The 22,202-nt window shown below is 71.7% G+C and carries 19 protein-coding genes; 13 read left to right on the top strand and 6 right to left on the bottom strand.

From position 1 onward, the window contains the following. Window positions 1-32 precede the first annotated feature (32 nt). The gene (gene guaB, locus ACULK4_RS13595) at window positions 33-1,535 is read left to right on the top strand and encodes an IMP dehydrogenase (RefSeq protein ID WP_445966118.1); all 1,503 of its coding nucleotides are present in this window, start codon (window positions 33-35) and stop codon (window positions 1,533-1,535) included. A gap of 12 nt (window positions 1,536-1,547) precedes the next feature. Here the strand turns inward: guaB and ACULK4_RS13590 are convergent, their stop codons facing one another. After that, window positions 1,548-2,732, bottom strand: a complete 1,185-nt coding sequence (locus ACULK4_RS13590; protein WP_445966117.1) for a MalY/PatB family protein — start codon at window positions 2,730-2,732, stop codon at window positions 1,548-1,550. 140 nt (window positions 2,733-2,872) lie between these two features. On the opposite strand from ACULK4_RS13590, the gene ACULK4_RS13585 reads away from it, so the two are divergent. Next, entirely contained in the window at window positions 2,873-4,573 is a 1,701-nt protein-coding gene (locus ACULK4_RS13585; RefSeq protein WP_445966116.1) for an ABC-F family ATP-binding cassette domain-containing protein, read from the top strand. A gap of 12 nt (window positions 4,574-4,585) precedes the next feature. Here the strand turns inward: ACULK4_RS13585 and ACULK4_RS13580 are convergent, their stop codons facing one another. Beyond that, complete coding sequence (locus ACULK4_RS13580) at window positions 4,586-7,786, bottom strand: carboxypeptidase regulatory-like domain-containing protein (protein ID WP_501043320.1); 3,201 nt, start codon at window positions 7,784-7,786, stop codon at window positions 4,586-4,588. A 42-nt stretch (window positions 7,787-7,828) separates the two neighbouring features. On the opposite strand from ACULK4_RS13580, the gene ACULK4_RS13575 reads away from it, so the two are divergent. The 4 genes from ACULK4_RS13575 (at window position 7,829) to ACULK4_RS13560 (ending at window position 12,812) form a co-directional block, all read left to right on the top strand. Continuing rightward, on the top strand, window positions 7,829-8,953 hold the full coding sequence (locus ACULK4_RS13575; RefSeq protein ID WP_445966114.1) for a GuaB3 family IMP dehydrogenase-related protein: 1,125 nt from the start codon (window positions 7,829-7,831) through the stop codon (window positions 8,951-8,953). A gap of 106 nt (window positions 8,954-9,059) precedes the next feature. Then, window positions 9,060-10,790: a glycerol-3-phosphate dehydrogenase/oxidase gene (locus ACULK4_RS13570; RefSeq protein WP_445966113.1), complete on the top strand. Its 1,731-nt coding sequence runs from the start codon at window positions 9,060-9,062 to the stop codon at window positions 10,788-10,790. 145 nt (window positions 10,791-10,935) lie between these two features. Beyond that, on the top strand, window positions 10,936-11,769 hold the full coding sequence (locus ACULK4_RS13565; protein WP_445966112.1) for an SURF1 family protein: 834 nt from the start codon (window positions 10,936-10,938) through the stop codon (window positions 11,767-11,769). Window positions 11,770-11,831: 62 nt separating this feature from the next. Beyond that, window positions 11,832-12,812: a S1C family serine protease gene (locus tag ACULK4_RS13560; RefSeq protein WP_445966111.1), complete on the top strand. Its 981-nt coding sequence runs from the start codon at window positions 11,832-11,834 to the stop codon at window positions 12,810-12,812. Between the two features lie 31 nt (window positions 12,813-12,843). Here the strand turns inward: ACULK4_RS13560 and ACULK4_RS13555 are convergent, their stop codons facing one another. Beyond that, entirely contained in the window at window positions 12,844-13,254 is a 411-nt protein-coding gene (locus ACULK4_RS13555) for a VOC family protein (protein WP_445966110.1), read from the bottom strand. 95 nt (window positions 13,255-13,349) lie between these two features. Here ACULK4_RS13555 and ACULK4_RS13550 point away from each other — a divergent pair, with 95 nt between their 5' ends. From ACULK4_RS13550 to ACULK4_RS13535, 4 genes are read left to right on the top strand one after another with little or no spacing between them, the layout of a single operon-like run. Further along, a complete protein-coding gene (locus tag ACULK4_RS13550; RefSeq protein ID WP_445966109.1) occupies window positions 13,350-13,970 on the top strand; it encodes a TetR/AcrR family transcriptional regulator in 621 nt (206 codons plus the stop codon). Window positions 13,971-13,980: 10 nt separating this feature from the next. After that, on the top strand, window positions 13,981-14,475 hold the full coding sequence (locus ACULK4_RS13545; protein WP_445966108.1) for a DUF3817 domain-containing protein: 495 nt from the start codon (window positions 13,981-13,983) through the stop codon (window positions 14,473-14,475). Continuing rightward, window positions 14,472-16,049 carry a glutamine-hydrolyzing GMP synthase gene (guaA, locus tag ACULK4_RS13540; RefSeq protein WP_445966107.1) on the top strand — a complete coding sequence of 526 codons (1,578 nt, stop codon included), beginning with the start codon at window positions 14,472-14,474 and terminating at the stop codon, window positions 16,047-16,049. The genes ACULK4_RS13545 and guaA overlap by 4 nt, the downstream gene beginning before the upstream one ends. Before the next feature lie 18 nt (window positions 16,050-16,067). Then, window positions 16,068-17,015 carry an L-lactate dehydrogenase gene (locus tag ACULK4_RS13535; protein ID WP_445966106.1) on the top strand — a complete coding sequence of 316 codons (948 nt, stop codon included), beginning with the start codon at window positions 16,068-16,070 and terminating at the stop codon, window positions 17,013-17,015. A gap of 21 nt (window positions 17,016-17,036) precedes the next feature. On the opposite strand, the gene ACULK4_RS13530 is transcribed toward ACULK4_RS13535, so the two are convergent. Next, window positions 17,037-17,432, bottom strand: coding sequence for a type II toxin-antitoxin system VapC family toxin (locus ACULK4_RS13530; RefSeq protein WP_445966105.1), 396 nt, complete (start codon window positions 17,430-17,432; stop codon window positions 17,037-17,039). Window positions 17,433-17,535: 103 nt separating this feature from the next. Here ACULK4_RS13530 and ACULK4_RS13525 point away from each other — a divergent pair, with 103 nt between their 5' ends. Together ACULK4_RS13525 and ACULK4_RS13520 are read left to right on the top strand one after the other, a co-directional pair. Then, window positions 17,536-17,967, top strand: a complete 432-nt coding sequence (locus ACULK4_RS13525; RefSeq protein WP_445966104.1) for a YciI family protein — start codon at window positions 17,536-17,538, stop codon at window positions 17,965-17,967. Between the two features lie 16 nt (window positions 17,968-17,983). Further along, window positions 17,984-19,300, top strand: coding sequence for a sigma-70 family RNA polymerase sigma factor (locus ACULK4_RS13520; RefSeq protein ID WP_501043319.1), 1,317 nt, complete (start codon window positions 17,984-17,986; stop codon window positions 19,298-19,300). A gap of 61 nt (window positions 19,301-19,361) precedes the next feature. Here the strand turns inward: ACULK4_RS13520 and ACULK4_RS13515 are convergent, their stop codons facing one another. Further along, window positions 19,362-20,171, bottom strand: a complete 810-nt coding sequence (locus ACULK4_RS13515) for a Bax inhibitor-1/YccA family protein (protein ID WP_445966103.1) — start codon at window positions 20,169-20,171, stop codon at window positions 19,362-19,364. Window positions 20,172-20,308: 137 nt separating this feature from the next. Between ACULK4_RS13515 and ACULK4_RS13510 the strand changes: the two genes are divergently transcribed. Next, window positions 20,309-21,379 carry a glycerophosphodiester phosphodiesterase family protein gene (locus tag ACULK4_RS13510; RefSeq protein ID WP_445966102.1) on the top strand — a complete coding sequence of 357 codons (1,071 nt, stop codon included), beginning with the start codon at window positions 20,309-20,311 and terminating at the stop codon, window positions 21,377-21,379. A 198-nt stretch (window positions 21,380-21,577) separates the two neighbouring features. Here ACULK4_RS13510 and ACULK4_RS13505 read toward each other — a convergent pair whose 3' ends face one another. Beyond that, complete coding sequence (locus ACULK4_RS13505) at window positions 21,578-22,189, bottom strand: putative endonuclease domain-containing protein (RefSeq protein WP_445966101.1); 612 nt, start codon at window positions 22,187-22,189, stop codon at window positions 21,578-21,580. Between the last annotated feature and the right edge of the window lie 13 nt (window positions 22,190-22,202).

Below are 22,202 nucleotides of genomic sequence, written 5' to 3'. Positions count from 1 at the left end.
TGCGCTGGACTCGACACACACGAAGGGGCGACATGGATCAGGCAGATCCGTTCGGATTCACGGGACTCACCTACGACGACGTCCTCCTGCTCCCGGGGCACACCGACGTGATCCCGAGCGAGGCCGACACGAGTTCGCGCCTGACCAAGCGCATCACCGTCGCCACCCCGCTGCTGTCCGCCGCGATGGACACCGTCACCGAGGCGCGCATGGCCATCGCCATGGCCCGGCAGGGCGGCATCGGCATCCTGCACCGCAACCTCTCGATCGCCGAGCAGGCCGAGATGGTCGACCGCGTGAAGCGCAGCGAGTCCGGCATGGTGTCGAACCCGGTGACGACGACGCCGGATGCCACCGTGGCCGAGGTCGACCAGCTGTGCGCGACGTACCGGGTCTCGGGTCTGCCGGTGGTGGACGCCGACGGCGTCCTCGTGGGCATCATCACGAACCGCGATATGCGCTTCGTCTCCGACTTCGAGAAGCCGGTCACGAAGGTCGCCGACGTCATGACGAAGATGCCGCTCGTGACGGGCCGCGTGGGCATGGATCCCGACGAGGCGATCGCGATCTTCGCGCAGCACAAGGTCGAGAAGCTCCCGCTCGTCGACGACCGGGGGCGGTTGACCGGGCTCATCACCGTCAAGGACTTCGACAAGTCCGAGCAGTACCCGCACGCGACGAAGGACGACGAGGGCCGGCTCCGCGTCGGCGCCGCGATGGGCTTCTTCGGCGACGCCTGGGAGCGTGCCGAGGCGCTGCGCGACGCGGGAGTCGACGTGCTCGTGGTCGACACCGCGAACGGCGAGTCGGCGGGCGTGCTCGACATCATCCGCCGCCTGAAGGCCGACCCGACATTCGCGCACATCGACGTCATCGGCGGCAACGTCGCCACCCGCGAGGGCGCGCAGGCGCTCGTCGACGCGGGTGCCGACGCCGTGAAGGTCGGCGTGGGCCCGGGCTCCATCTGCACGACGCGCGTGGTCGCGGGCGTCGGCGTCCCGCAGGTCACCGCGGTGTACGAGGCATCGAAGGCCACGAAGCCCGCCGGCGTCCCGCTCATCGCCGACGGCGGCCTGCAGTACTCGGGCGACATCGCCAAGGCGCTCGTCGCCGGCGCCGACACCGTCATGCTCGGGTCGCTGCTCGCGGGCACGGCCGAAAGCCCCGGCGAGCTGGTGTTCCAGAACGGCAAGCAGTTCAAGACCTACCGCGGCATGGGCTCGCTCGGCGCGCTGCAGACCCGCGGCAAGAAGACCTCGTACTCGAAGGACCGCTACTTCCAGGCCGACGTTCCGAGCGACGAGAAGCTCATCCCCGAGGGCATCGAGGGCCAGGTGCCGTTCCGCGGCCCGGTCTCGGCGGTCGCGTACCAGCTCGTCGGCGGGCTCCGCCAGTCGATGTTCTACGTGGGCGCGCGCACCGTCGCGGAGCTCAAGTCGAAGGGCCGCTTCGTGCGCATCACCCCCGCCGGGTTGAAGGAGTCGCACCCGCACGACGTGCAGTTCGTCGTCGAGGCGCCGAACTACACCCGGTAGGTCTCGATACGCTCAGGCCTTCGGCCGGTGCTCCTCGACCACCGGGTCGCGCGCGTCCGCGATCCGCGCGATCGCCTCCGAGAGCACCTCCGGCGAGCATGCGAGGTTGAGTCGCGCGTGCCCGCGTCCGGCTTCGGACCCGAAGCCCGGCCCGGGGGCGAGCGCGACACGGGCGTCGCTCAGGGCGCGTGCGGCGGGGTCGTCGCCCCAGCCGAGCACCGACAGGTCGAGCCACGCGAGGTAGCCCGCCTGCGGCATCCGGTACCGCACGCCCGGGAGCAGGTCGTCGAGCAGGTCGACGAGGAGCCGACGGTTGTCGTCGATCGACGCGATCACCCCGTCGAGCCAGTACGCGCCGTGCCGGAACGCCGCGACGCTCGCGATCGAGCCGAACTGGCTCATGCGCCACTCGATCTCGTAGGGGAACGCCGTCCGGACGGCATCCGCCCGCTCGCTCGCCGTCACGACCATGGCGGCCTTGAGTCCCGCGAGGTTGAACGCCTTGCTGGCGGCGGTCACCGCGATGCCGTGCTCGCGCGCCGCGTCCGAGACGGTGAGGAACGGCACGTAGCGCGACTCGGGCTGCGAGAGCGGCCCGTGCACCTCGTCGGACACGATGGTCGCGCCGTGGCGCGCCGCGACCTCCGCCAGCGCCGCCAGCTGCTCGCGGGTGGGCGTGAGGCCCACCGGGTTGTGCGGGTTGCACAGCACCATCGCGCGAGCGCCCGCCGCGAACGCCGCCTCGACGCCGTCGACGTCGAGCGACCAGCCCTCGTCGATGCCGCCGGCGAGCGGCACCTCGACGACCGTGCCGCCGGCCTCGGCGACGAGGTCGAAGAACGGGGGATAGACCGGCGGTGAGATCACGACGCCGTCACCGGGCGCGGTCACCCGCCGCAGCACCTCGACGATGCCCAGGCTCACGTCGGCCGTGCACGTGATGCGCGCCGGGTCGGGCTCCCAGCCCAGTCGCGCGGCGGCGAAGTCCGCGAACGCGTCGGCCACGGGACGGCTGCCCGCGTGGTAGCCGGTGTCGGACCGTCGGATCGCCGCGTGCAGCGCCTCGGCGACGGGCTCGGCGAGCGGGTAGTCCATCTCGGCGACCGGCAGCGGCAGGACGTCGGGGTCGTAGAGGCGCCACTTGGCGCTCGTGCGGTTCCGGAGCTGGTCGAGCGGGTCGGCGGCGACGCGGTGCATGGCCCCAGCCTGCCGCACCGGGGCGTGCGGCGACAGGGCGCCGCGTCCGGGCGTGCCGCGGCATCCGTCGCTGTGTATTCTGGTCGGCTGCCCACCCGGGCGCCGCGGCGGATGCCGCGCATCGAACGGATCGCACACCCATGGGCTTCATCGACGTCAACGGCGTCTCCTTCTCGCTGCCCGACGGCCGCCCGCTGCTGTCGGACCTCGCCTTCCGCGTGACCGAAGGGCGCACCACCGCGCTCATCGGGCAGAACGGCGCGGGCAAGACCACGCTGCTGCGCATCGTCCGCGGCGACCTGCGGCCCGACGAGGGCAGCGTGCAGGTCGACGGCGGACTCGGCGTCATGGACCAGTTCGTCGGCCGGGGCGAGGTGGTCGAGGGCGTCGACCGTACGGTGCACGGGCTGCTCGTCTCCGTCGCCCCGGCCCGAGTGCGCGCCGCGGCGATCGAGCTCGAGCAGGCCGAGAACGCCCTCATCGAGACGGATGACACGGCCGCGCAGATGCGGTACGCGTCGGCGCTCGCCGAGTATGCCGAAGCCGGCGGCTACGAGCAGGAGGTCGTCTGGGACCACTGCACCGCGGCCGCGCTCGGCGTGCCGTTCGAGCGCGCGAAGTGGCGCGAGCTGTCGACGCTGTCGGGCGGCGAGCAGAAGCGACTCGCACTTGAGGCGCTCCTGCGCGGACCGGAGCAGGTCCTGCTGCTCGACGAGCCCGACAACTCGCTCGACGTGCCCGGCAAGCGCTGGCTCGAGCAGCAGCTGCGCGCCACGCCGAAGACCGTGCTGCTCGTCTCGCACGATCGCGAGCTGCTCGCGCGCGCGGCCGACCGCATCGTGACGCTCGAGGCGGGCGGCGCGGGCAGCACCGCGTGGGTGCACGGCGGGAGCTTCCGGGGCTACCACGAGGCCCGGGAGGAGCGCTTCGCACGGCTCGACGAGCTGCGGCGACGGTGGGACGAGCAGCACGCGCAGCTGAAGCAGCTCGTCCAGAACCTCAAGGTGAAGGCGACGTACAACGACGGCATGGCTTCGCGGTACCAGGCCGCGCTCACGCGCCTGCGAAAGTTCGAGGAGGCGGGCCCGCCGGAGGAGCGGCCGCCCGCGCAGGCCGTGTCGATGCGGCTGCGCGGCTCGCGCACCGGCAAGCGCTCGGTCGTGTGCGACCGGCTCGAGCTCACGGGCCTCATGCGGCCGTTCGACCTGGAGGTCTGGTACGGCGACCGGGTCGCGGTGCTCGGGTCGAACGGCTCGGGCAAGTCCCACTTCCTGCGGCTGCTCGCGGGCGGCGGTTCCGATCCCGATCCGGCCAAGGGCCACGTGACGGATGTCGGCGCCACGCTCGTCCGCGTGCCGCACACGGGTTCGGCGGTGCTCGGCGCACGGGTCGTGCCGGGCTGGTTCGCACAGGGCCACGAGCTGCCGGGCCTGCGCGGACGCACGCTGCTCGACATCCTGCACCGCGGCGACGCGAACCGCGACGGGATGGCGCGCGAGGCCGCGAGTTCCGCGCTCGACCGCTACGGGCTGGCCGGGGCGGCGCAGCAGTCGTTCGACTCGCTGTCGGGCGGCCAGCAGGCGCGCCTGCAGATCCTCCTGCTGGAGCTGTCCGGTGCGACCCTGCTGCTGCTCGACGAGCCGACCGACAACCTCGACCTGGTCTCGGCGGAGGCGCTCGAGGACGCGCTGTCGCGCTTCGACGGCACCGTGCTCGCGGTGACCCACGACCGGTGGTTCACGCGGTCGTTCGACCGGTTCCTGGTGTTCCGTTCGGACGGCGAGGTGGTCGAGACGGATCAGCCGGTGTTCGACGAGGCGCGCGTCGCGCGCGCCCGCTGACGTCGGGGTCGGTCACGGCCCCACGAGCTGGCGGATCGGCCGTGGGTCGGTGCTCGGCGTCGCGTCGATCGCCGAGGTCGAACCGGGCAGCACCTCGGCGGTCGGTGCCGAGGTCATCGACACTGGCGGGTAGCCGTCCTTGGCTCCGGTGAGCTGCACGCTGATCTCATTGCCCGCATGCGTTCCGCTGAGGACCAGCGTGGCGCCGGTGACGCCCGGGATGGTGATCCCGTCCGCGAACCATCGGTACGAGAACGTCGTGCCGGAGGACCAGGAGCCGGGCCGGACGGTCAGGGTCCCGCCGACGATCGGATCGCCGCCGATCGACGGGGACGCGACCCGGAGCACGGGCGCCGTCGGCGCCGAGGTCTTCGAAACGGTCGTATAGCCCCACTTGACCCCGGTCACCTGCACCGTGATCGGCTCGTCCTCCTCGGCGGTGCCGAGTGCGAGCGTGGTTCCGGTTGCACCGACGATCGGCTTCCCACCGGCGAACCACTGATAGGTCAGTGACGTCCCTCCGGTCCACGTCCCGGCGGACGCGGTGAGCGTCGCGCCGCTCACCGGAGTCCCGGCGATCGTCGGGACCGCAGCGTCCAGCGCGCCGGCGAGCACCTGACTCGTGGTCGCCGACTCGCTCGACCGGGACGCGTACCCCGGCGCGGTCGCCGTCACGCGAACCGAGATCCGGCGGCCGAGTGCCTCGGCGCCCAGGGTGAGTATGGGCGCGGTCTCATCGATCATCGTGTGGCCGTCGGCGAGCCACTGGTAGGCGAGCGTCGCGCCCGGTGTCCTGGAGACGGCCATCGCACTCAGCGTCGAACCGACGGTCGTCGTGCCCGTCACCTGCGGGATCGACAGGTCCGTCTGCGGCATCGCCGTGACCACTTCCGTCTGGGACGATTCATGGACCTGAGTGACGTAGCCGGGCATGGACGCGGTGACCCTGACGCTGATGCGGGTACCCAGGTGGTCATCGGTGAGATCAAGTGTCGGGTCGACCTGGCCGACGAGTTCGACGCCGTCGGCGAACCAGGCGTATGCGAGCTCGGCCTCCGGATCGGTGGTCGTCGTCGACGCGGTCAGGGTCGATCCGACCGTCGCGGTGCCCAGGAGGGCCGGGGTCGACAGCGAGACCAGTCGGGTGAGCGTCGCATCGATGCCGGTCTTCGCTTGGCCGGCGACGACGTCGATCGGAGTCGAATACGACGAGTCCGTCTGGTCGTCCCACCACTCGCGGACGTACGGGGAGAGCGGCGGAGGTCGGAACTCGAGCACGTAGGACCCGCTCACAAGGCTGAGCAGCGAGTAGTGTCCGTCGGCGTCGCTGTATGCAGAGCCCGACGGTCGGTACCACCCGGTCGCGTCCTGCCGATACGACTGCACGAGGACGTTGAACAGGGGCTTGCCGTCGATGCCGATGAGCTCGCCGACGATGGAGCCGCCGCGGGCGAGGGTGACGTCGCGATCGGCGGCGACATCGCCAAGCGACACCGCGATGAGATTCGCGGACGACTTGTCGGGCCGGTCGTCCCAGCATTCGAAGAGCAGGTTCGCCGCGTTCGGTGGGGTGAAGCAGACCGCGTAGGCGCCCGCCTCGAGGCCGACGAACTCGTACCCCCCGTCGGCGGCCGTCCTGCCTTCGGTGACGTACCTGCGTGCGTCCCCGTCCGCGACGTGGACGGAGACGCGCACATCCGCGACCGGCTCGCCCTCCTCGTTGCTCACCCGACCCGAGATGGAGGCTCCGGCGAGGAACTCGACATCGATCCGCCCCTGCTCGAGGGCAGCCAGCGTGATCGTGTCGGCGGACGCGGCATCGAACTGGCCGTTCCACCACTGATCCGCGTACGGCGAGCCGAAGGGCGCCTCCACGCGGACGGTGTAGGGTCCCGGCTCCATCGCCATGAACGCGAAGGCGCCCGTCGCGTCCGATTCCGTCACGCGCTTGAACACCGGCTCCCCGTCGACCATGGAGTGCAGTTCGACGCGGGCCCCGGACACCGGTTCACCGGCCTCCCCGCGTGCATACCCGGACAGTGAGGTCTGCAAGGGGAGCGCCAGGTCGATGCCGGTGATGACCTCGTCCTTCCCCACGTGGATCACCTCCGCCGTCGCGCGTTCGACGGAATCGTTCCACCACTCGTCGGCGTACCACGTCTGCTCCGACACCGCCGTCCGCACGACGTAGTCGCCGCGCGGCACGCGGGTGAACTGGAAGGCGCCGGTGGAGTTCGAGACCGCCGTGGCGACTCGCCGGTCGCCGTCCGCGGCGACCTCGTAGAGCCCGACGTCCTCCGTCGGGATCGGCTCACCGGTCTCGTTGAGCAGCTTCCCGGAGATCGATGCGCCCGGATCGAGCTGCACGTCGAGCCCTGTGACGGCGTTGCCCGCCGAAACGTCGATCAGGTCGGCGGATTCCTCGCGAGGCTGGTCGTTCCACCACTCCTTGGCGTAGGGCGTCGACGACCGCGGGACGACGGCGAACGTGTACGACCCGGCGAGGAGATGATCGAACCGGTACGTGCCGTCCGATCCGGCGAGTTCCCGACCGCGGTAGGCGAGTTCGCCGTCGCCTCCGACGACCCAGAGGTAGAGCTCCGTGAACAGCACGCTCGTCGTGCCGTCCCCGCGCACCACGCCGCTCATCGAGGCCTCTGGGCTCAGACGCACGTCCATCCCCGTCACCGTCGCCCCGGCGCCGACGTCGAACCGGTCGGCGGAGAAAGCGTCCGCCGTTCCGCCCCACCATTCCCATGCGAAGGGGCCCGACGGGCGGAACTCCATCGTGTAGGTCCCTGCTTCGACTCCGGTGAACCGGTACGATCCGGCGCTGTCCGACGTGGCGTACTTCGTGTCATGGATGGCGTCGTCCAACCACGCCATTCGCACCTGCACACCCGGGGCCGGACGGCCTTCCGGGTCGGTGATGACGCCCGTGATCTCCGCGCCGGCGGTGACCTGCCCGACAGCGGCTTGGATGCCCGAGGCGCCGAGCACGGCGGCGAGCAGCGCGGCGAGCACGGTGCGGACGAGGGTTCGGGCAGGGGAGCGGCGGGGGGCGCTGCCGGGCAATCGGGTCTCCAGGGCGTTCGGGTCGAAGGGGGGCCCGCGTCGTGGAGTGGCGTCGAACGTGGGTGCCATGATCGAACCACACAACGCCGCTGCGGCGGTAGTGGCATCCGCTTCGCCCGCGGATGCCGGTTCGCCCACTCCGGCGAGGCGCGCGTCGCGCGTGCTCGGTAGGGTTGACGGGTGACCCAGGAGATCGAGATCGGCCGCTCCAAGCGGGGCCGTCGCGTCTACGCGTTCGACGACATCGCCATCGTGCCGAGCCGCCGCACGCGCGACCCGGAGGACGTGTCGGTGTCGTGGGGCATCGACGCGTACCAGTTCGACATCCCGTTCCTCGCCGCGCCCATGGACTCGGTCGTCTCGCCGCATACGGCGATCATGATGGGCCAGCTCGGCGGGCTCGGCGTGCTCGACCTCGAGGGCCTCTGGACCCGGTACGAGGATCCGGAGCCCGTGCTCGCCGAGATCCGCAACCTGGCCGCCGACCGCGCGACCGCGCGTATGCAGCAGCTCTACTCCGAGCCGATCAAGCCCGAGCTCGTCACCGAGCGGCTCGCCGAGATCCGCGCCGCCGGCGTGACCGTCGCGGGCGCACTCTCGCCGCAGCGCACGCAGGAGCTGTACGAGACCGTCGTCGCGGCCGGCGTCGACCTCTTCGTCATCCGCGGCACCACCGTCTCCGCAGAGCACGTCTCGAAGAACCAGGAGCCGCTGAACCTCAAGAAGTTCATCTACGAGCTCGACGTGCCCGTCATCGTCGGCGGCGCGGCCACCTACACTGCGGCACTGCACCTCATGCGCACGGGCGCGGCCGGCGTGCTCGTGGGCTTCGGAGGGGGCGCCGCGTCGACGACTCGAAAGGCGCTCGGCATCCACGCACCCATGGCCACGGCGGTGGCGGATGTCGCGGGCGCGCGTCGCGACTACCTCGACGAGTCCGGCGGCCGGTACGTGCACGTGATCGCCGACGGCGGCGTCGGCACGGCGGGCGACATCGTCAAGGCGGTCGCGTGCGGCGCCGACGCGGTCATGCTCGGCTCGGCGCTCGCGCGCGCGACCGACGCGCCGGGCGGCGGATGGCACTGGGGTCCGGAAGCGCACCATGCGAAGCTGCCGCGCGGCGAGCGCGTTCAGGTAGGCCAGGTCGCCCCGCTCGAGGAGATCCTGTACGGACCGGCGCCCGGCGCCGACGGCAAGGCGAACCTCATCGGCGCGCTGCGCAAGTCCATGGCGACCACGGGATACTCCGACCTGAAGGAGTTCCAGCGCGTCGAGATCGTCGTCGCGCCGTACCAGCCGGTCTGAGCCCGGTCCACCCCCAGCGGATTCCATGGTGCCCGCGCGCCCGCCTCGGGTAGCGTGGGGAGCGACGGGCGGCATCGCCGCGGTCCGCCCGGGATGGGGAGCGACGATGGCGATACTGAAGACGGTGACGCGTTCGAACAGGCTCGGACCCGATGAGCGCGAGGCGGCGATCGCCCGGCTCAAGGAGAAGGAACTCGACATCCTCGTCGTCGGCGGCGGCATCGTCGGCACCGGTGCGGCACTCGACGCGGTGACGCGCGGGCTCTCGACGGGGCTGCTCGAGGCGCGCGACTGGGCGTCGGGCACGTCGAGCCGATCGTCGAAGCTCGTCCACGGCGGCATCCGCTATCTGGAGCAACTCGACTTCCGCCTCGTGCGCGAGGCGCTCATCGAGCGCGGCCTGCTGCTGCAGCGCATCGCACCGCACCTGGTGAAGCCGGTGCGGTTCCTGTACCCGCTGAAGCAGCGCGTCATCGAGCGACTGTACGTCGGCGCGGGCATGCTGCTCTACGACGTCTTCAGCTACAGCGGGGGCCGCCACCCGGGCGTGCCGCACCACCGGCACCTCACGAAGCGTCAGGTCATGCGCGCTGCGCCGTCGATCGCGCCGAGCGCCCTCATCGGCGGGCTCACCTACTACGACGCGCAGGTCGACGACGCGCGGTACGTCGCCTCGCTCGCGCGCACCGCGTCGTTCTACGGCGCGCACGTCGCCAGCCGGGTCAAGGTCGAGGGGTTCGTCAAGGTCGGCGAGCGCGTCGTCGGCGTGAAGGCGCACGACCTGCAGACCGACGAGCACTTCGAGATCCGCGCCAAGCAGGTCGTGAACGCGACAGGTGTCTGGACCGACGACACCCAGCGCATGGTGGGCGAGCGCGGTACGTTCAAGGTGCGCGCGTCCAAGGGCATCCACCTCGTGGTGCCGCGCGACCGGTTCCAGTCGAACATGGGCATGCTGCTGCGCACCGAGAAGAGCGTGCTGTTCGTGATCCCGTGGGGCCGGCACTGGCTCATCGGCACGACCGACACCGACTGGAACCTCGACAAGGCCCACCCCGCGGCGACGGCGGCCGACATCGACTACCTGCTCGAGCGCGTGAACGAGGTGCTCAACGTGCCGCTCACGCGGGAGGACGTCGAGGGTGTGTTCGCCGGCCTCCGGCCGCTCCTCGCGGGCGAGAGCGACGAGACGTCGAAGCTGTCGCGTGAGCACATCGTGGCGCACACCGTGCCCGGCCTCGTCGTGGTCGCGGGCGGCAAGTGGACCACGTACCGCGTCATGGCGAAGGACGCGATCGACGCCGCGGCCGACGCCCTCGACGGCAAGGTGCCGCCGTCGACGACGCAGGACATCCCGCTGCTCGGCGCCGAGGGGTACCAGGCGGCGTGGAACAAGCGAGGGAAGATCGCGCGTGCGTTCGGCGTGCACAAGGTGCGCATCGAGCATCTCCTGAACCGTTACGGGACCATGACGGACGACCTGCTCGACCTCATCCGCGAGCGTCCCGAACTCGGTGAGCCGCTCCCCGGAGCCGACGACTACCTCGGCGCCGAGGTCGTCTACGCGGCCTCGCACGAGGGCGCGCTGCACCTCGACGACGTGCTCGCGCGACGCACCCGTATCTCGATCGAGGCATGGGACCGCGGCGTCTCGGCGGCTCCGGTCGCGGCGAAGCTCATGGCCGGCGTGCTCGGTTGGGACGCCGACCGCGAGGCTCTCGAGGTCGAGCGGTACCTGCAGCGCGTGCAGGCCGAGATCGCGTCGCAGCAGCAGCCCGACGACGAATCCGCCGACCGGGCGCGCCTCGAGGCGCCCGACATCGTGCAGGTCGACTGAGGCGTCCGCGGGCGAGGAGCGCCGCAGGCGCGGAGGGAGACGGCGTTCCGAGTGGAGGCGGTCTCGTTACGTCGCTTCGCGGCGACTCGACAACCGGTGTCCTCGCAGGGAGCGCGCATCCGCCGCCGATAGAATCGCGCACGACATGCTCCGGATGATGCTGCGCCCGCGGTGGGTGCTCGCCCTGCTCGCCGCCCTCGGGATCGCGGCGGGCTTCGCCATCCTCGCGCAGTGGCAGGTGAGCCGCGCCGTCGAGGAGGCCGAGGTCGTCGAACGCCCGACCGAGCAGGTGCGACCGCTCGCCGAGGTCGTCGAACCCGACGCGCCCACCGAGCAGGCCGCGACCGGCCAGCGGGTGTCGGTGCGCGGCACGCTCGTCGCCGGCGACACCGTGCTCGTGCAGGGCCGTGTCAACGACGGCGAGACCGGCTGGTGGGTGGTCGCCCACCTCGAGGTGACGGATGCCGCGCCCGGCGGGCTCCCCGTCGCGCTCGGTTGGGCGCCCGACGAGCAGGCGGCCGGCGACGCGCTCGCCGAGGTCGACGCCGGCGCCCGGACGGGCGACGAGATCGAGGTCGTCGGCCGATTCCTGCCCGCGGAGGCCCCGATCAGGCCGGAGGACGACGAGGATCCGCAGACGATGCGCACCGTCGCGGTCGCGCACCTCATCAACGTGTGGGAGAACTACGACGAGCGGCCCGTCTACTTCGGCTACGTGACGGCGGGTGAGCCGGTCGCGGGCCTCGAGGCGATCTCGTCGCCGCCGCCCGAGCAGCAGGCCGAACTCAACTGGCTGAACGTGTTCTACGCGATCGAGTGGATCGTGTTCGGCGGCTTCGCGGTGTACCTCTGGTACCGGCTCGTGAAGGACGCGGTCGAACGCGAGCGCGAGGAGGCCGAGGAGGCCGAGCGCGAGGCGGCTGCCGCCGCAGTCCCGGCCGGCTCGACTCCGGCCGACGACGACGCGACGCGCGCCTGAGCCGCGTTCCGCCTGCGGCGAACTCCGGCCGCGGCATCCGTCGACGGGGTGAGGATGCCGGTGTGAGCGATGACGACCGCAACCCGGAGCCCGAGGGCGTCGGCGGATCCCGCGACCGTGACCGCGCAGAGGATCCGCTCGACGCGTACTCGCGCGTCGTCACGCGCGTCGCGCACGACCTGCTCCCGAGCATGGCGAGCCTGGCCGTGCGATCGCGGCGCGGTCAGGGAACGGGCAGCGCGAGCGTGGTCTCGGCCGGCGGCGTCCTTCTCACGAGCGCCCATGTGGTCGCGGGCGCCGACCGGGCCGAGGCGGCGTTCAGCGACGGAACGGCCGTGATCGCCGACGTCATCGGCCGAGACGCACTCTCGGACCTCGCAGTGTTGCGGGCCCGCGGGCCCGTGCCCGCTCCGGTGCCGTTCGGCGACGCGCGCGAGCTGCGGGTCGGGCAGCTGGTCGTCGCACTGGGAACGCCGCTCGGGCTGGCCGGCAGCGTCACGGCGGGCATCGTGTCGAGCCTCGGCAGGTCGTTGCCGACCGTCGCGGGCCGGGTCGTCGACGAGGTGATCCAGACGGATGCCGCGCTGAACCCCGGCAACAGCGGGGGCGCGCTCGCCGACGGGCGGGGCCGGATGGTGGGCGTGAGCACGGCGGTCGCGGGCATCGGCCTCGGTCTCGCGGTCCCGATCAACCCGGCGACGCGCGCGATCATCGACGCCCTGGTGGCCCGCGGGCGGGTGCGCCGTGCGTGGCTCGGCATCGCCGGTGCGCAGGTGCGACTCGCGCCCGCGGTCGCGGAACGGGTCGGCTCGCCGACCGGACTCCAGGTGACCGCCGTGGTGAGCGGGAGTCCGGCCGAGGCTGCCGGGATCCGCCCGGGCGACATCGCGGTGAGCCTCGACGGGACCGGGATCGTCACGGCGACGTCGATCCAGCGACTCATGGTCGAGGACGCGATCGACCGCGAGGTCGAGATGACGCTGTGGCGCGGCGGCGCGCTCGTCGATGTGTTCGTGGTGCCGCGGGAGCTGGTCGGCGCCTGACGCGACGGGCGGCGACGCGTCGCCTCAGGCCTCAGGCCTCGCGGCCGAACGCGGCGAGGAACTCGGGGCTGGGCTCGATCTCGGTGATGACGTCGACGAGGACGCCGCCGGGGTCGCGCACGATCACGTGGCGCTGCCCGAACGGCTCGCTGCGCAGCGGCTGCACGACGTGGACTCCGGCCGTCTCGAGGCGCTCGGCGGCCGCGTCGACGTCGTCGAGCTCCAGGTTGACGAGCACGCCGCGCGCAGGGGTACCGTACCCGTCCGGCACCGACTCGTGTCCCGGATCGAGGATCGCGAGCTCGGAGCCGGCGTCGGGGTGGCGCAGGCTCACGTACCAGTCGGACTCGAACGTGGGCTCGAAGCCGAAGTGCTCGCGATAGAACCGTGCGCTCGCCGTCACGTCGTCCGAGCACAGCACGGGGTAGCTCGTTCGCAGCATGGTGATCCTCCGTTCTCGAAATACATACAGTGTGTATGTGTTGCGAGCATGACTGACATACAGTGTGTATGTCAAGTGGTTGAAGAGGAGGCGCGATGCCGTCGAAGGCCGAGCAGCGCGAACGCACGCGTGACGAGATCGTCCGCATCGCCACCCGTCGCTTCGCCGAGTCCGGATACGCCGGCGTTGCGCTCGAGGACCTCGTCGCCGAGGCCGGACTCACGCGCGGCGCGCTCTACCACCACTTCGGCAGCAAGCAGGGACTCTTCGCCGCGGTGGTCGAACGCGCGCAGTTCGCCGTCGCCGACGCCGTCGAACGCGCCGCGAATGCCGACGCGCCGCCGCTCGACGCGTTCCTCGCCGGGTGCCGCGCCTTCCTCGAGGCCAGCCTCGCCCCCGAGGTGCGCCGGATCCTCCTCGTCGACGGACCCGCGGTGCTCGGCTGGGGCGACTGGCGCGACGGCGACCTCGAGTCCAGCGCCCGGCTGCTCGACGCCGGCGTGGCCGAGCTCGCCGACGCGGGCATCGTCGCGCCCCGTTCGCTGGGAACGGTCACGACGATGATCTCCGGAGCGCTCAACGAGGTCGCCATCGCGAACGCGTCCGCCGCCGACCCGCAGCGCGGCATCGACGACGCCGTGGCGACGCTCGCCCGCATGATCGCGGGGCTCGCACCGGGCGACGACTCGGGCATCGCCCAGCCGGCCGGCCCGTAGACTGGACGGCATGCCCCTCGAGCCCAAACCGGCTGATTTCCCGCGCATCCGCGGGGCGCTGAAGTTCTACATGATCGCCTCGAACATCACGGGCGTCATGCTGCTGCTGCTCACCGCGGAGATGCTCCTCAAGTACGTCTGGAACCTCGAACTGTACGCGTTCGGGCCGAACGGGCTGCTGAGCCTGGAGCCTGTCGTCGAGACGCCCGAGGGCCTCGAGTCCACCGGCGTCGGCGTGAACCTCTCGACCGGCATCCTGATCGCGCACGGCTGGTTCTACGTCGTGTACCTGTTCAGCAACTTCCGGCTGTGGAGCCTCATGCGCTGGCCGTTCTGGAAACTCTTGCTCCTCGCCTCGGGCGGCATCGTCCCGTTCCTCTCGTTCTTCCTCGAGGCCCGCATCGGGCGCGAGGTCCGCGCGTACCTCGCGAAGCGCGAAGCGGATGCCGCAGCCGCGCGCCCGACGACCGACTCCGACTCAGAGCCCGTGGAGGCCGCCCAGTGAGCGAGACCCAGCAGCGACCCGTCCTCGTCGTGGACTTCGGCGCGCAGTACGCGCAGCTGATCGCGCGGCGCGTGCGCGAGGCATCCGTGTACTCGGAGATCGTGCCGCACACGATCACGGCCGACGAGGTGCGCCGGATGGACCCGATCGGCATCGTCCTCTCGGGCGGGCCGTCGTCGGTGTACGAGGAGGGCGCGCCGCAGCTCGACCCGGGCGTCCTCCAGCTGGGGGTGCCGACGCTCGGCATCTGCTACGGCTTCCAGGTCATGGCGCAGCAGCTCGGTGGTGAGGTCGCCCACACCGGCCGGCGCGAGTACGGTGCCACCGCGGCGACCGTCCGGACCGACGACGGCAACGCGCTCCTCGGCGGACAGCCCGAACATCAGACCGTGTGGATGAGCCACGGCGACTCGGTCGCCGTGGCACCCGATGGGTTCGAGGTGCTCGCCTCGACGGCCGACACCCCGGTCGCGGCTTTCGCGCACGACGAGCAGGGCTTCTACGGCGTGCAGTGGCACCCCGAGGTGAAGCACTCGCCGTACGGGCAGGCCGTCATCGAGAACTTCCTGCACCGCGCCGCGGGCATCGCCGCCGACTGGAACTCGGGCAACGTGATCGCCGAGCAGGTCGCGCGCATCCGCGCCCAGGTCGGCTCCGGCCGGGTGATCGCCGGGCTCTCCGGGGGCGTCGACTCCGCCGTCGCCGCGGCGATCGTGCACGAGGCCGTGGGTGACCAGCTCGTCTGCGTCTTCGTCGACCACGGGCTCCTCCGCAAGGACGAGCGCAAGCAGGTCGAGGTCGACTACGTCGCCGCCACCGGCATCCGTCTCGTCACGGTCGACGCAGCCGACACGTTCCTCACCGCGCTCGCCGGGGTCACCGACCCGGAGGAGAAGCGCAAGATCATCGGGCGCGAGTTCATCCGCGCGTTCGAGCAGGCCGAGCGCGACCTGATCGCCGAGGCCGACGCGGACGGCGAGCCCATCCGGTTCCTCGTGCAGGGCACCCTGTATCCCGACGTCGTCGAGTCGGGCGGCGGCAGCGGCACCGCCAACATCAAGAGCCACCACAACGTCGGCGGCCTGCCGGAGGACCTGCAGTTCGAGCTCGTCGAGCCGCTGCGCACCCTCTTCAAGGACGAGGTGCGCGCGATCGGCCGGGAGCTGGGCCTGCCCGAGGCGATCGTCGGCCGCCAGCCCTTCCCGGGTCCCGGTCTCGGCATCCGCATCGTCGGCGAGGTCACGCGCGACCGGCTCGAGGTGCTGCGTGAAGCGGATGCCATCGCGCGGGCCGAGCTCACCGCAGCGGGCCTCGACGACGACATCTGGCAGTGCCCCGTCGTTCTCCTCGCCGACGTGCGCTCGGTCGGCGTGCAGGGCGACGGCCGCACCTACGGCCACCCCATCGTGCTGCGCCCCGTGTCGTCGGAGGACGCGATGACCGCCGACTGGACGCGCCTGCCCTACGACGTGCTCGCGCGCATCTCGAACCGCATCACCAACGAGGTCCGCGAGGTCAACCGCGTCGTGCTCGACGTCACGTCGAAGCCGCCGGGGACCATCGAGTGGGAGTAGCGCGCTAGCCTGACCGGCATGGGTGTGGTCGAGAACGCGAAGCTGACCGTCGTCGGAGCCGGGAGCGTGGGCGCGAGCCTCGCGTATGCGGCGCTCATCCGCGGTTCGGCGCGGCACGTGGCGCTGTACGACGTGAACACGGCGAAGGTCGACGCCGAGGTGCTCGACCTCGCGCACGGCACGCCGTTCGTGGGGTCGAGCACGATCGAGGGCGGCGACGACCTCGCGGTGGTCGAGGGGTCGCACGTCGTGGTCATCACGGCCGGGGCGAAGCAGGAGCCGGGGCAGAGCCGGCTCGACCTCGCGGGCACCAACGTGCGGATCCTCGAGGACCTGCTGCCGAAGCTGCTCGAGCGCGCGCCCGACGCGATCTACATGCTCGTGACCAACCCCTGCGACGTGCTCACCGTCGCCGCCCAGAAGATCTCGGGCCTGCCGTCGAACCGGGTCTTCTCGTCGGGCACCGTGCTCGACACCGCGCGGCTGCGCTGGCTGCTCGCGAAGCGCGCGGGCGTCGCCACGTCGAGCGTGCACGCGCACATCGTCGGCGAGCACGGCGACACCGAGTTCGCGCTGTGGTCGAGCGCGACCGTCGGCACCGTCCCGATCCTCGACTGGTCGCACGGGCAGGGTTTCCGCGCCGACGAGCTCGAGCAGATCGCCGCAGACGTGCGCGACGCCGCGTACCGCATCATCCACGGCAAGGGCGCGACCAACCACGCCATCGGGCTGTCGGGAGCGCGCATCGTCGAGTCGCTGCTCCGCGACGAGTCGGCCGTGCTGCCCGTGAGCGCGGTGCTCGGCGGCGTGCACGGCGTCGACGGCGTCGCGCTGTCGGTGCCGAGCATCGTGAACTCGTCGGGCGTGATCCCGCTCGGCGAGACGCCGTTCTCCGACGAGGAGCGCCGCAAGCTGCACGACTCGGCCGACGCGCTGCGGTCGTCGATCGCGTCACTCGGGATCTGAGCGGCGCGGCGCCGGGCGGAATCACGCCGGCAGCGTCGCGATCCCGGCGGCGTTCGCCGCGCTCGAGAGTGCGGAATCCCTCGTCGCGAGGGGGAGCCCCTCCCGCTCGGCGACGAGCAGGTAGGCGGCGTCGTACGCGCTCAGCACGTGCCGCCGCGCGGTGTCGAGCAGTGCTCCCGGGTCGAGGTCGCGCACGACGTGGATCGGGAGCGCGCGGAGCAGCGTCGATCGCCGGGCAGACTCCGCCTCGGTGAGGCGCCCGCGGCGCTCGGCGAGCGCCAGGACGTTCGCGACCTCGTACTCCCAGGTGACCGGCACGATCCCGCCGCCTTCGCCCAGCCGGCCCGACTCGATCAGGTCGCGTACCGAGTCGCCGAGACTCGTGCCCCGCTCGCGTCGAGGAGGGCCGCGAACCATCGCCGAGGAATATCGGCGCGCGTGTCGATCGGGCCACTTCCCGTTCGACGTCATGAGTGAGAGGGTCGAAACAGCGACCCGGACACGCGAGGAGCGAACCACCATGGCGAAGTACATGCTGATCATGCGGGCCACCGACGAGGCCGTGCAGGCATACCAGGACATCCCGTTCGAACAGGTCATCGAGGCGATGGGCAAGTACAACGAGGAGCTCATGAAGGCCGGCGTGCTGCTCGCCGGCGAGGGGCTCTCCGACGCGAGCGAGGGCTTCGTCGTCGACTTCTCGGCCGAGCCGCCGCTCGTCACCGACGGGCCCTACGGCGAGACCAAGGAGCTGTTCAACGGCTTCTGGATCCTCGAGGTCGCCTCGAAGGAGGAGGCCGCCGAGTGGGCCAAGCGCTGCCCGCTCGGTCCCGGCTCGAAGCTCGAGGTGCGTCGCGTCACCGAGATCGAGGACTTCCCGCAGGACAACGAGTGGATCCAGAAGGAGGCCGGCTGGCGCGAGGAGCAGGCGCAGCGGGCCGCGAAGGCCTGAGGCGCAGCGCGACGACGTGCGCGACGTGACCGACGAGACGGATGCCGCGACGGCGCGCCGGGCGGACCCCGCGTCCGCCCGGCGGGCCGTCGCCGCCGTGTGGCGCATCGAGTCGGCGCGCATCGTCGCGACGCTCACGCGCATGGTCGGCGACTTCGCGCTCGCCGAGGACCTCGCGCAGGACGCGCTCGCCGAGGCGCTCGCGCAGTGGCCGGCGTCCGGCATCCCGTCGAACCCGGGCGCGTGGCTCACCGCCGTCGCCAAGCGCCGCGCCATCGACGGATGGCGTCGCCGCGAGCGGTACGACGAGCGGCTCTCCGCGATCGCGCACGACCTCGAACGCGAGCAGGCCGAGGCGACGGATGCCACGGGCGGGCTGCCGTACGACCCCGACGCCATCGACGACGACGTGCTCCGGCTCGTGTTCGTGTCGTGCCATCCGGTGCTCTCGCGCGAGGCGCGCGTCGCGCTCACCCTGCGTGTCGTCGCGGGCCTGTCGACCGAGGAGATCGCTCGGGCGTTCCTCGTGCCGGTGTCGACCGTGCAACAGCGGATCGTGCGTGCAAAGAAGGCGCTCGGCGAGGCGAACGTGCCGTTCGAGGTGCCGCCGCGGTCGGAGTTCCCCGAGCGGCTCGGCACGGTGCTCGGCGTGCTCTACCTGATCTTCAACGAGGGGCACTCGGCGTCGGCGGGCTCGGACCTCATGCGGCCCGAGCTGAGCCGCGAGGCGCTCCGGCTCGCGCGCGTGCTCGCCGGGCTCGTGCCGCGGGAGCCGGAAGTGCACGGGCTCGTCGCGTTGATGGAACTCACGGCGGCGCGATTCCCGGCGCGGGTCGACACCGCCGGGGATCCCGTGCTGCTCGCCGACCAGGACCGGAGACGGTGGGACCGGTCGGCGATCACGCGGGGGCGCGCTTCCCTTGCGCGGGCCGATGCGCTCGGGCGCGGACGCGGCCCGTACGCGCTGCAGGCGGCGATCGCCGAGCAGCACGACGTCGCGGCATCCGTCGGCGACACCGACTGGGCGGTGATCGTCGCCCTCTACGAGGCGCTCGGGCAGGTGGCGCCGTCGCCGGTGGTCGACCTGAATCGGGCGGTGGCCGTCGCGATGGCCGACGGCCCGGAGGCGGGGCTCGCGATCGTCGATGCGCTCGCGGCCGACGGCCGGCTCGCGCGGTACCACCCGCTGCAGGCGGTGCGCGGCGAGCTGCTCGAACGGCTCGGGCGAACGGATGCCGCCGGCGAGGCGTTCGCCGAGGCCGCGCGCCTCACCGCGAACGAGCGCGAACGCGCGGTGCTGCTCGCGCGTGCCTCGCGACCCGCGTCGCGCTGACCCGGGAACGCGGAACGGGCCGCCCCGGAGGGCGGCCCGTTCACGTGCGCGGCATCCGTCGCTAGTCGCTCGACTGCATGATCGCGAGCATGCGCAGGATCTCGAGGTACAGCCAGATGACGGTGACCATGATGCCGAAGACACCGGTCCAGGCGTACTTCTTCGGCGCGCGGTTGCGCACGCCCTGCTGGATGAAGTCGAAGTCGAGCACGAGGGAGTACGCGGCCATGATCACGACGAAGATGCCGAGGATCACGCCGAGCGGGATCCCGAAGATCTCGGCGCTGCGAAGACCCCACGGGTCGTCGTTCACGCCGAAGATCATCAGGCCGAAGTTGACGAGCGAGAAGACCAGGTAGCCGACCATCGCGATCAGGAAGATCTTGGTCGCCTTCTTCGAGGCGCGGATCTTGCCCGACGCGAAGAGCGCCAGCGTCACGCCGACCACGACGAGCGTCGCGACGACGGCCGGCGCGACCACGCCCGGGAACTGCACTTCGTAGAACGCCGAGATGCCGCCAACGAACACGCCCTGCACCGCCGAGTAGGCGAGCACGAGCGCGGGCGACGGCTCCTTCTTGAAGATGTTGACCAGTGCCAGCACGAACCCGACGATGCCCGCGCCGATCCAGAGGAACGGCATGGACGGCATGGTGATCCAGCCGATTGCCGCGCCGACGAGCAGCAGGCCGAATGCGGCGACCGACTTCTGGACGGTGTCCTCGATCGTCATGACCTCGCGGTCGGGGAGGGTGGCGGGCTGGTTGTAGATGTCCTGCAACTGCTGGGCGGACATGTCCTGCGCGACAGCCACCGCCCCCTGGTTGGAGAACGCCTCGTTACGTGAGAAGGCGGGGTTGTTGAGAGCCATTGCTGTGGTTTCCTCTGCTTTCGGCTTTCCGTCGGGTGGAGAAGGAAGTCCCAATCTACCCGGTTCCTCCGTGTCAACGCCGAGAATCCGCGCGACATTCCGCGGTCGCCGAGTGGCGCCGTGGCTACGCTGAGGGCATGCTGCCAGGCCCCGCCGAGCGCCCGCTCGTCATCGGACACCGCGGCGCACCCGGGTACCGGCCCGAGCACACCGAGGCGGCCTACCGGTTGGCGTTCGCCCTCGGGGTCGACGCGGTCGAGCCCGACCTCGTCGCCACGCGCGACGGCGTGCTCGTGCTGCGGCATGAGAACGAGATCTCCGGCACGACGGATGTCGCCTCCCGGGCGGAGTTCGCCTCGCGCCGCACCACGCGCGAGATCGACGGCCGAGAGCTCACCGGTTGGTTCACCGAGGACTTCACGTGGGCGGAGCTGTCGACGCTGCGCGCGACCGAGCGGCTCGGCGGCATCCGCCAGCACGGCGCCACGTTCGACGGCCGGTATCCCGTCATCCGCTTCCGCGACCTGCTCGAGTTGCTCGATGCCGCGACCGACGAGCACGGCCGCGTCATCCGTCTCGTCGCCGAGTTCAAGCACACCACGCACTTCGCGGCGCTCGGACTTCCGATCGACGAGCTGTTCGCCGCTGAGCTCGCCGCGGCCGCGTGGGGGAGGGGTGACGACCGGCTCATCTCGGAGGCGTTCGAGCCGACGCTGCTCGACCGGCTGCGCGACGCGGGCATCCGCGGCACGCGCGTGCTGCTCGTCGAGGACCGCGGCGCCCCATGGGACCTCGTGACGGCCGACGGCTCGGCTGCGCGCACGTACGACTCCTTCGTCACGGAGGCTGGGCTGCTCGGCCTCGCGGGCACGGTCGACGGGGTGAGCGTCGGCAAGGCGCGACTCGTCGGCGGTCCGGCGTCGTCGACGGATGTCGCGGGCGCCGCCCGGCGCGCTCGGCCCGGCGCGCCACTGCGCGGCTCCGAACTCGTCGACGCCGCCCACGCCGCAGGACTCGCCGTCTACACGTGGACGCTCCGCCCCGAGAACCGCTTCCTCGCGCACCCGTACCGGCGCGGCACCGCCCGCGGCGCCTGGGGCGACTGGCTCGGCGAGTTCACGCGCATCATGCGCACGGGCGTCGACGGCGTGTTCCTCGACCATCCCGACCTCGGCATCGAGGCGCGCCGCACGCTCGCCGAGCCCTGACCGCGGCAGCGATCTTCCGACTCACGCGAATCGGCCCCCGGCGGGGCGTTTTCGCGTGAGTCGATGGTGGAGCGTCCTGGGGGCGACTCACGTCAAGCGGCCCCGGGTAGGGCGATTTCGCGTGAGTCGATGGGCGGCAAGGGGAAAGAGGATGCCGTGACGGGCATGGGGGAGTCTCGGAAGGGAGCCGCCGCCGGATCAGCGCGCCTGCGGCGACCAGCCCCGGGAACGCAGCGCCGACTCGAGCCAATCCGCCCACACAGCCTCGGGCGTCTCGGCGTGGATCCTGATCACGAGCCATCCGGCCTTCGCGAGGTCGTTCAGCCGGTCGATGTCGCGACGCCATCGCCGGACGTCGGTGCGATGCTGATCACCTTCGTACTCCAGCACGACTCGGTACTCCCGGAAGACGAGGTCGCCGTGCGTCCGACTGCCGGACCCGAGCACGATCTCGCCGTTGCACTCGGGCTCGGGGAAGCCCGCGGGCGCGGCGAGCACCGCGACACGCAGCTGCGTCTCCCGGGGTGAGGCCGATCCGGGCCGCAGGTGCGGTTCCGCCGCCATGATCGAACGGATGCCGCGGCTCTTCGCGAACCGCGCCATCGCCCGTTGCACCTCTTCGGACGTCGCGAGCGGGTCCGACCACGCGAGCAGCCGATCGCCCGCGGCGATGAGTTCGTCCAGGGTCGGCCGCGTGCCATCCGGGGCCCGCGCAGACGAGAGCTCGCACCACGCGTCGGCCGGGCCGCTGACGAGGAATCCGAGGTGGAGGCGGAGCTCGCGCTTCGCGGTGATGCGATGGCCGACCACGCCGGCACGCTGG

The sequence above is a fragment of the Agromyces selenitireducens genome (genome assembly GCF_052748465.2).
This window is presented reverse-complemented; position numbering and strand designations above follow the sequence as displayed.

Bases quoted from the DNA above. Each gene is read 5' to 3' on its own strand.
- ACULK4_RS13515 (WP_445966103.1), bottom strand. From the start codon at position 20,171: ATGGCTCTCAACAACCCCGCCTTCTCACGTAACGAGGCGTTCTCCAAC.
- ACULK4_RS13510 (WP_445966102.1), top strand. From the start codon at position 20,309: ATGCTGCCAGGCCCCGCCGAGCGCCCGCTCGTCATCGGACACCGCGGC.
- guaB (WP_445966118.1), top strand. From the start codon at position 33: ATGGATCAGGCAGATCCGTTCGGATTCACGGGACTCACCTACGACGAC.
- ACULK4_RS13570 (WP_445966113.1), top strand. From the start codon at position 9,060: ATGGCGATACTGAAGACGGTGACGCGTTCGAACAGGCTCGGACCCGAT.
- ACULK4_RS13585 (WP_445966116.1), top strand. From the start codon at position 2,873: ATGGGCTTCATCGACGTCAACGGCGTCTCCTTCTCGCTGCCCGACGGC.
- ACULK4_RS13545 (WP_445966108.1), top strand. From the start codon at position 13,981: ATGCCCCTCGAGCCCAAACCGGCTGATTTCCCGCGCATCCGCGGGGCG.
- ACULK4_RS13565 (WP_445966112.1), top strand. From the start codon at position 10,936: ATGCTCCGGATGATGCTGCGCCCGCGGTGGGTGCTCGCCCTGCTCGCC.
- ACULK4_RS13535 (WP_445966106.1), top strand. From the start codon at position 16,068: ATGGGTGTGGTCGAGAACGCGAAGCTGACCGTCGTCGGAGCCGGGAGC.
- ACULK4_RS13550 (WP_445966109.1), top strand. From the start codon at position 13,350: ATGCCGTCGAAGGCCGAGCAGCGCGAACGCACGCGTGACGAGATCGTC.
- ACULK4_RS13525 (WP_445966104.1), top strand. From the start codon at position 17,536: ATGGCGAAGTACATGCTGATCATGCGGGCCACCGACGAGGCCGTGCAG.
- ACULK4_RS13555 (WP_445966110.1), bottom strand. From the start codon at position 13,254: ATGCTGCGAACGAGCTACCCCGTGCTGTGCTCGGACGACGTGACGGCG.
- ACULK4_RS13530 (WP_445966105.1), bottom strand. From the start codon at position 17,432: ATGGTTCGCGGCCCTCCTCGACGCGAGCGGGGCACGAGTCTCGGCGAC.
- ACULK4_RS13590 (WP_445966117.1), bottom strand. From the start codon at position 2,732: ATGCACCGCGTCGCCGCCGACCCGCTCGACCAGCTCCGGAACCGCACG.